This is a genomic window from Occallatibacter sp., from assembly GCF_036502485.1.
Taxonomy (GTDB): domain Bacteria; phylum Acidobacteriota; class Terriglobia; order Terriglobales; family Acidobacteriaceae; genus Telmatobacter.
On the sequence record NZ_DASXYM010000145.1, the window covers coordinates 1 to 7,714 of the forward strand.

General features: G+C 60.7%; 8 protein-coding genes and 1 tRNA gene. 3 read left to right on the forward strand and 6 right to left on the reverse strand.

The window, feature by feature from the left end; all coding sequences use genetic code 11:
* Positions 1-34 precede the first annotated feature (34 nt).
* Complete coding sequence (locus VGL22_RS18315) at positions 35-742, reverse strand: metallophosphoesterase family protein (protein ID WP_465268395.1); 708 nt, start codon at positions 740-742, stop codon at positions 35-37.
* On the reverse strand, positions 739-1,653 hold the full coding sequence (locus tag VGL22_RS18320; RefSeq protein WP_465268396.1) for a nucleotidyl transferase AbiEii/AbiGii toxin family protein: 915 nt from the start codon (positions 1,651-1,653) through the stop codon (positions 739-741). Before VGL22_RS18320 ends, VGL22_RS18315 begins: the two co-directional genes overlap by 4 nt.
* Positions 1,654-1,811: 158 nt before the next feature.
* Here VGL22_RS18320 and VGL22_RS18325 point away from each other — a divergent pair.
* Positions 1,812-1,885 (forward strand) — tRNA-Gln (locus tag VGL22_RS18325).
* Positions 1,886-1,913: 28 nt separating this feature from the next.
* On the opposite strand, the gene VGL22_RS18330 is transcribed toward VGL22_RS18325, so the two are convergent.
* The 3 genes from VGL22_RS18330 to VGL22_RS18340 form a co-directional block, all read right to left on the reverse strand.
* Positions 1,914-2,318, reverse strand: coding sequence for a response regulator (locus VGL22_RS18330; RefSeq protein ID WP_465268397.1), 405 nt, complete (start codon positions 2,316-2,318; stop codon positions 1,914-1,916).
* Positions 2,319-2,423: 105 nt separating this feature from the next.
* Positions 2,424-2,915 (reverse strand): lipocalin-like domain-containing protein, encoded by a 492-nt coding sequence (locus VGL22_RS18335; protein ID WP_465268398.1) that lies wholly within the window; start codon positions 2,913-2,915, stop codon positions 2,424-2,426.
* A gap of 165 nt (positions 2,916-3,080) precedes the next feature.
* Positions 3,081-4,139, reverse strand: a complete 1,059-nt coding sequence (locus VGL22_RS18340; RefSeq protein WP_465268399.1) for an NAD(P)-dependent alcohol dehydrogenase — start codon at positions 4,137-4,139, stop codon at positions 3,081-3,083.
* Between the two features lie 305 nt (positions 4,140-4,444).
* Between VGL22_RS18340 and VGL22_RS18345 the strand changes: the two genes are divergently transcribed.
* Both VGL22_RS18345 and VGL22_RS18350 read left to right on the forward strand, forming a co-directional pair.
* The gene (locus VGL22_RS18345; RefSeq protein WP_465268400.1) at positions 4,445-5,341 is read left to right on the forward strand and encodes an AraC family transcriptional regulator; all 897 of its coding nucleotides are present in this window, start codon (positions 4,445-4,447) and stop codon (positions 5,339-5,341) included.
* Between the two features lie 133 nt (positions 5,342-5,474).
* Complete coding sequence (locus VGL22_RS18350) at positions 5,475-6,584, forward strand: hypothetical protein (protein WP_465268401.1); 1,110 nt, start codon at positions 5,475-5,477, stop codon at positions 6,582-6,584.
* Positions 6,585-6,664: 80 nt separating this feature from the next.
* On the opposite strand, the gene VGL22_RS18355 is transcribed toward VGL22_RS18350, so the two are convergent.
* A partial coding sequence (locus VGL22_RS18355; RefSeq protein WP_465268402.1) for an endo-1,4-beta-xylanase occupies positions 6,665-7,714 on the reverse strand: 1,050 nt, incomplete at its 5' end.

Below are 7,714 nucleotides of genomic sequence, written 5' to 3' on the forward strand. Positions count from 1 at the left end.
TAAAACCCCCCCCCCCCCCCCGGAAGGTAGAGACTCAAAACTGGAACACCGTGAACGGGTGCTCCTCCCCCCGCTCCTTCAGGATGCTGAGCGCCACATTGCACACCCGTACCCCCCCCTTCGACTCCGCTGAAAACGTCCCGTGGTGCGCATGCCCGTGCAGCGCCAGCGCCGGCTTGTGCTTGTCAATCGCCCGCTGCAACCGGGAGCTGCCGAGGAACGGAAAGATCGGCTCCGGCTCGCCGACCACTGTCCCCTTGATCGGGGCGTAGTGCGTAATGGCAATCTTGACCGGCGTCTTCAGCTGCTCCAGCCCGTAGTCCAGCTTGATGGCCTCGCGCTCCGCCACCTCCACAAAGTTCTTAATCCCGAACTCGCCGAATGGCATCAGCTCATACGGCGCAAATCCGCCGGCAAACCCCTTGGTCCCCGCGAAGCCCACGCCGTCCACTTCAAAGCAGTGCCCATCCAGCAGGTGCACGCCCGCCACGCGCAGCATGCCGGCCAGTTCGTCCTGGTTGCCGCTCTCGTGGTCGTGATTTCCCAGCACGGCAATGATGGGGACATGCACCTGCTCCAGCACGGAGAGCACGGCGCGCATCTCATCCGGCAAACCGTGATTGGTGAAGTCGCCGGCCACCACAAGGGCATCCGCCAGCTCGTTCACTGCGGAAAATGCAGCTACGTTTTTCTCGTGATCTTCGACTTTCAAATGAATGTCGGCAACAGCCGCAAGCCTCATTCCTCGCTCCCAACCGCGTCTTCGACGCGCAATAAGCACGGGTGGTTGTCGCAGAACTCCTGGTAAAGATTGCGCTCGCCCCACTCGTCCACATCAATGGCAAACATGCGCGGATCCACCAGCGAGCCGCGGAACGGCGCCTCTTTGTCCGGATGCCGCAACTGCTCAGTGAATCGCTGCAGCAACTCGCGCCATACCGTTTCCGGAACTGCATCGGTGTGCGCCGGATACACGTACGCGTACAGCAGCAGCGACCAGTAAAGCAGGATCCAGTGCTCGCCCATGAGGTACAGTAGCCTGTGCCAGTCCAGCCGCGGGCCGCAAGCCTTTACCAGGTGCACCACGTCTGCCCCATCAAACCGCTCGCGAAACGCGACGAAGCACTTCGAGGCAATACACTCTTCAGGCCCCAGCACGCGGCAGGGAACTCCCAGCACAATCTCCGCCAGGCCCCGGTCGATCCATGACCGGTCGATCACCAGGCTGGCGTTGCCAACGCCCGTGATCAGGTCCACGAACTGCTCACCCCGACGCGCCTTCGCCAGCCACACCGGATCCTCAACGGCTGTCTCAAACCCTGCGGCTGCCAGGCGCTCAAATGCGGCTGGAATATCGGAGGGTGCGAGGAAGAAATCGATGTCTTTGGTCGTTCGCCAGATGCCGGTGTGGCGGTGGATGGCGAAAGCTCCGCCCACGACAAAGGGGACGGGCGGCCCGTCCTCGGGATGGTTGGCAAGAAGCGCCTCAAGCGCGTCCTGATAAGTCTCCTCTGCCTCTACTGTCCACGCCGGCTCTTCCGAGGAGGTAACGGGTAGCCGCGGATCCCAATGCGCCATGCTGGAATTGGACGCACAAAACCGCTCCAACAGTCGCTTGCCTGCTGCAAAGACGTGAGTTTGCCTCGCCGGCATGGACGCCAGGTGAACTCCCAAACCCACTGGTCTCAGCGCCGGCTGCTGGTTTGACCCCGACCGCAAATCCCAAGTATGATGAACAAGTTGGCAGCCACGCCCGGCGCCCGCTGCGGCTCTGTCAAACAAGGTTGCAAGCCATCGCAATGCTCGCTTGTTGCCCCCTCGTTCAATGGTAGGACACCTGCCTCTGGAGCAGGCTATCGGGGTTCGAATCCCTGGGGGGCAGCCACATCAATCACTCACCTTCCCATGAACCTTCAATGTGCTGGAGTTATCAGCACGCGCGAAAGAGCGTGCGCCAACTCATCGGGAGCAAACTTGGCCACGAAACCGTCTGCGCCCACCCGGCTTGCATGGGACTCGTTGGCTGCCCCGGATAGCGATGAGTGAACCACCACAGGAACATCTTTCAGCAGGTCGTCATCCTTGATCTGCCTGGTCAGCATGAAGCCATCCATCTCCGGCATCTCCAGGTCCGTAAGCACTGCTGCCACCTTCTGGCGAATGGGTGTCCCCTCGCTCCTCGCTCGTTGCGACAGTATCCTCAGTTGTTCCCAGGCCTCCCTGCCGGTCTTCGAACCAACAAAGGGAAGCTTCATGCGTGTCAAGACAGTTTCGATCTGTCGGCGCGCAACGCTGGAGTCGTCGGCATACAAGATCACCGACCCCTGCGGAATCTGAACCGCCGGAATTGAGGTGAGCTCGTCTGCTTCCTGACTTCAGTTCCTGGTGATTGCCGCGATCGTTGAAGAGCGGCGCTGCCTCGGTCAGTCGTGCTGCCAGATCACTGACCAGTGTTCGTTGGGATTCGTCGACCGGATCGTAAGACGCCGCGCGGAGAATCGATACGCGCGCGTCAGCCTCTTGCCCACCAGCCCACGCGTGATCGATCCCTCCACGTGGTGCGTCACAGTGTGTGCCTGCTCGTTGATGTCGAAGCTGCCGAAGGACGCTTCGTACCCGTTCAGAACGTAATCGTTGGTGAGCGTCGCGTCGGATTCGGGATACATGATCTGCACGGACATATGGCCGTCGCGCGTGTAGATCAGCTTGCCTGTCAGGCCGGCAGCAAGGTTGAGCTTGCCGTCTGCGCCCTGCGTTCTAAGTGCGACAAGGTGCCAGCCGCCAATCAACCTATCCCTGTCAGAAGCTGACTTATCGTGAGATTCCGATGGACTGCTGCTCTGCTGAGTCTGTGCAGGTACAAATCCACCCAGAGCTATATGCGCTGCCAGCGCCAGGTACGCAGCTGCTTTCATGCTAAAATCCTCCGCCTTTAACTCAGCGCCCCGCTCATGCGCATGCAACTGAGATCGAGTGCGGACACTTCAAAATCATTCCTCGGTGCCATGGCGGATCATGTCGTTTCCATCCCGTCGCCAGAGGCAAACCGACAGGATGGAACACGAAAGTTGGCGGTAGAACTACTCGGCCTTCAGCGACGCCATGTCGATGGAGAAGCGATACTTCACGTCAGACTTCACCACGCGCTCGTAAGCTTCGTTCACCTTCTGGATCGGAATCACTTCCACATCGGAGGTGATGTTGTTCTTGCCGCAGAAGTCGAGCATCTCCTGGGTTTCCGCGATGCCGCCGATCAGCGATCCGGAAAAACTGCGGCGCCGGAACAGAAGGCCGAAGACGCCCACCGGCAGTGGCTTCTCAGGCGCGCCCACCATGGTCAGGTTCCCGTCGCGGCGCAGCATGTTGATATAAGCGTTGATGTCGTGCTCCGCGGCCACAGCGTCCAGAATGAAATCGAAGCTGCCGGCGTGCTTGGCCATGTCATTCGCGTCGCGCGAGATCACCACTTCATCGGCGCCCAGGCGCTTGGCATCTTCCACCTTGCCGGGCGAGGTGGTAAACACCACGGTCTGTGCGCCAAGAGCATGCGCAAACTTCACAGCCATGTGGCCCAGTCCGCCCAGACCGACTACACCCACTTTCTTGCCCTTGGTGACGCCCCAGTGCTTCATGGGCGAGTACGTGGTGATGCCGGCGCAGAGCAGAGGCGCGGCTCCGGCCAAGTCGAGGTTCGACGGCACACTCAGCACAAAATGCTCGTCCACGACGATGGTGTCGGAATAGCCGCCGTACGTCACCTTGCCGGTGTGCTTGTCGGGGAAGTTGTACGTTAACACGAAATTGTTGCAGAACTGTTCGAGCCCGGCCTGGCACTCGGGACAAGTGCGGTCGGAGTCGACCATGCAGCCCACGGCGGCAATGTCGCCCGGCTTGAACTTCTTTACCGCCGAGCCCACCCTGGTGACGCGGCCCACGATTTCGTGGCCGGGCACGCAAGGATACACAGTCGGCATCGCGTCCTGCCACTCGTTGCGCGCCTGGTGCACGTCAGAGTGGCATATACCGCAAAATAAAATCTCTATCTGGACATCGGTATCGGTTGGATCGCGCCGCACGATCGTGGTGGGGGCAAACGGCGATGTGGCGTCGGGAACAGCGTATGCTTTTGCGTTGAACATGCAATCAACCTCGGCCTTTTTTGCGCGTTGTTGTTTTGGGATGCGCCAGGGTCAAAGCGGGGTGCGCCGGGAGATAAGGCCATATGAATCGTAAAGCCCCCGCGTTGCCCATGAATGAAAGACTACGAAAGAGTTCCGGTGGTGCGGTATCCCGATTCTGCCGATTTATTGCCTGAATCTGTCGAAGGCCGGAAATTTCTGCATGGACTGCCACATTTCGGCGTTAGTGTGAATATGGAGGCGCCGTGGCCATGAGGGCGGAGGTCCGACCAGACTCGAAGAAGAGGCAGCAGACGCGCGTTCAGATGATGCGTGCCGATCTGGCGCGGAAGATCGCCGCGCATTGCAGCGGCGAAGGAATGCGCGAGACGGCGATTCCCGGGCTGACTCTGTACCGTCGCAGCGAGCCCACGGCGTGCAACTCCGCGGCCTACAAGCCTAGCCTGATCGTCTTTGTGCAGGGAAAGAAGCGGATCAATCTTGGCCGGTCAACCCTCATCTGCGACGAGTCCACTTTTCTTCTGACTTCTGTCGATCTGCCGGTGGTGAGCCAGGTGATCGATGCCACCCGCGACCGGCCCATCCTGGGGCTGGACTTGAATCTCGAAACCCCCGAGGTGCGCCGCATCCTGAGCGAACACGAACTGCCGGTACACGGCGAATCAGAGTCGGCGCGCGGCATGGCCGTGGGCGAAACGACCCCGGAACTGCTGGATGCCTGTGCGCGCCTGGTCGATCTTCTCGATGCGCCGCAGGACATCCCGTTCCTCGCGCCGCACATCGAGCGCGAGATCATCTACCGCCTGCTGCGCAGTCCGCAGGGTGCGCATCTGCGCGCCATCGCCACCCTCGGCGAACAGACCAACCGCACAGCCAAAGCGGTCTCGTGGCTCAAGCAGAATTTCGACAAGCCGCTGCGCGTGGAAGAACTCGCCGGCATTGCGCAAATGGGCGTCTCCACGCTCCATCATCATTTCCGCTCTCTCACCGCCATGAGCCCGCTGCAATATCAGAAGCAGCTTCGACTGCATGTGGCGCGCGAACGCATGCTGAACGAGGGACTGGATGCAGCCAGTGCCGCGTTCCAGGTGGGCTACGAAAGCGCCAGCCAGTTCAGCCGCGAGTACAGCCGCTTCTTCGGGCAGCCGCCCATGCGCGATGTGAAAAGCCGCGGTCTGGCTGCGGCAGAGGCGCGAGAATAACGCCATAGCGGATTGCTCATTCCTGCCGGCAGCAAGTGGAGCAGCAGGACAGAATGGACGAGTCGCCGGGGCCCAGCTGCCGCCAGTTCGCTGCACCCCCCGGTTACCGCGTCCTATACCATTCCTACAAGCCATGGCCACCACCGATCCAACTCCCGTCTCCACCGCACTGAGCGGATTCGTGCTGGTGCTCATCCAGTTCGACGTATGCGAGGAGATCCGGCTTGACCAGTTGCAGCATGCGGCCAACGCCCGCACCCTGCGCCAGCCCAGCACCAAGCAGGCGGCCCCCTCGTACGTCCGCTATGAGCGGCCGCCGGTGCTGGAGCGTCTGGACGCGCTCACGCTCGAGTCGGGCGAGCGGCTCGAGGGAGCAATCAAATATTTCGATTACGGGGTGGTCAGCGTTGCCTATCAGCTTCCGTTCGCCGGCAATTGGGACGACCTCATCCGACTGTCGAGCCGGTGGGTCTGGGATGTGGATTTCGCATCCCGCATCGAGCCCATCATCCGTCGCTCTTTGGAACGGTCCTCAGCTGCCTTCATCAAGCCTTATGATCGCTGGCTCAGCGAAGACTACTTCATCTTTCATGTGCGCGACGCCGCGGGATCACCAACAGCCGATCAACTGATCCAGGAGCACGGCCACAGAATTGCGCAGGTGGTGCGCGGGGACCGGCTGACCCTTGCGGAAGGCGAGTGCAGGGAAGTGCTGCAGTCGCAGATTTCGTACTACGCGAACGACCTCGCGGTAATCGGATGGAATGCGGCCTTCGTGTATGACTCAGCCGCGGGCGCGGAGACAGCCATCCAGCTCTTGGAATATGCCAACTCGCAGTTGCTCGAATTCCGGTACTACGACGAACTGCTGACCGGGGTGCTGGACGAGGTGTATGACCTGCTGGGGCAGAAACGCGGACGCTTTGCGCGCTGGCGGCTGGCGCGGCGGGCGAGAGATCTCCAGCGCGTACTGCTGGACATAGGCGAGCTCACCGAACACGCCGACAATGCGATCAAATTCCTGAGTGACATGTTTGCCGCGCGCCTCTACAGGTTGGCGGCGGCAAAGGTGGGCGTGCCGGATTATAAGGATCTTGTGGCCCGCAAGCTGAAGACTGCCGAAAACCTGCACCAGGATATGACCGAACAGTTCAACGAGAGCCGGGCGTTCTTCCTTGAAGTGGTCGTCGTCCTCATCCTGCTTATCGAGCTCTACTATGCGTTCAAGGGCAAGGGGGTCTGAGCAGGAGAGCCCATGCCGCGGTGCACTTCTCACATAAAAAAAGGGCCCGCCACGTGGACGGGCCCCGGTGGAGCGCAAAGCTACTTGGCGCCGCGGTTGAAATCAACTGTGGTGGAGTAGGTGCCGGTTTCGTAGGTGTTGGCAGACCACGGCACAGTAAGGGTCCACCGTGCATTGGGATTGCACCCCACGATGCTGACCGTGAAGCTCACGCTCGCTGAGCCGCTGGCCGGCAGGTCCCCCAGAATAATCGGGAAGCTCGGAGTTGTGATCTTCGGCGTGCAGGACGGGCCGGAGATCTGCGTGAGAGTGAAATTGTTGAGCTGCGAGGCCCAGGCGGTTCCTGCGTCGCCGTTGGTAGCGGTGAGCGTAACCGTGCGCGTGTCGCGTGTGCCTGCGGAGATGGTGGACGAGAGCGCCATGCCGTAGCCCGGCAATTTGGTTTCGTCCACAATGCCCCAATAGGCGGGCTTGGCCTGCAGGCTCATGTCGAAGGGCAGCGGATAGTCGGTGCGCGACACGGGAAAGCTGTCGAGCCACGTATCGTCATCCGCCATACCCCAGATCGTGACCCGACTCAGCTTGCCCTTCAGGTTCCGGAACGCGTCAAAGGTGTTTGCGTAGAGCCATCCCTGTTTCGCCAGAACGGAAGGCGGAACGTTCAGGCCGTAGTTAGTCTTCGTGTCCCCCGCGTTATAAACGCTAAGGTCGAACTCGGTGACCTCCTGGTCAATCCCGAGGTCCGCGACAGTGTTGATGGCATTCACCATCGCCGGGACCGACGGGTAGTTGATGGCGTTGTGCATCTCATGACCCACGCCATCGAGTGGAACGTTGCGTGAGCGGAGATCGTTGACCACCTTGACGAGGCATGCCAGACGATTGGGATCGGTGGTGCTGTAGTCGTTGATGAACAGCTTGGCGCCGGGCGCTGCCTGCCGAGCTGCCTTGAGGGCAACATCGAGATAGTACTTGCCCAGGACGTTGTAGAACGGCCCGTGAACCAGGCAGTCAGGCTGGCTGGGATCAAGCGGCTCGTTCACCACATCCCACACGCCCACCTTGTTGCCAAAGTGTGTCACTTCAGACTGGATGTGCTCCTGAATGTTCGCGGTGACGAGAGCCTGGTT

Bases quoted from the DNA above. Each gene is read 5' to 3' on its own strand.
- VGL22_RS18315 (WP_465268395.1), bottom strand. From the start codon at position 742: ATGAGGCTTGCGGCTGTTGCCGACATTCATTTGAAAGTCGAAGATCAC.
- VGL22_RS18320 (WP_465268396.1), bottom strand. From the start codon at position 1,653: ATGCCGGCGAGGCAAACTCACGTCTTTGCAGCAGGCAAGCGACTGTTG.
- VGL22_RS18335 (WP_465268398.1), bottom strand. From the start codon at position 2,915: ATGAAAGCAGCTGCGTACCTGGCGCTGGCAGCGCATATAGCTCTGGGT.
- VGL22_RS18340 (WP_465268399.1), bottom strand. From the start codon at position 4,139: ATGTTCAACGCAAAAGCATACGCTGTTCCCGACGCCACATCGCCGTTT.
- VGL22_RS18345 (WP_465268400.1), top strand. From the start codon at position 4,445: ATGATGCGTGCCGATCTGGCGCGGAAGATCGCCGCGCATTGCAGCGGC.
- VGL22_RS18350 (WP_465268401.1), top strand. From the start codon at position 5,475: ATGGCCACCACCGATCCAACTCCCGTCTCCACCGCACTGAGCGGATTC.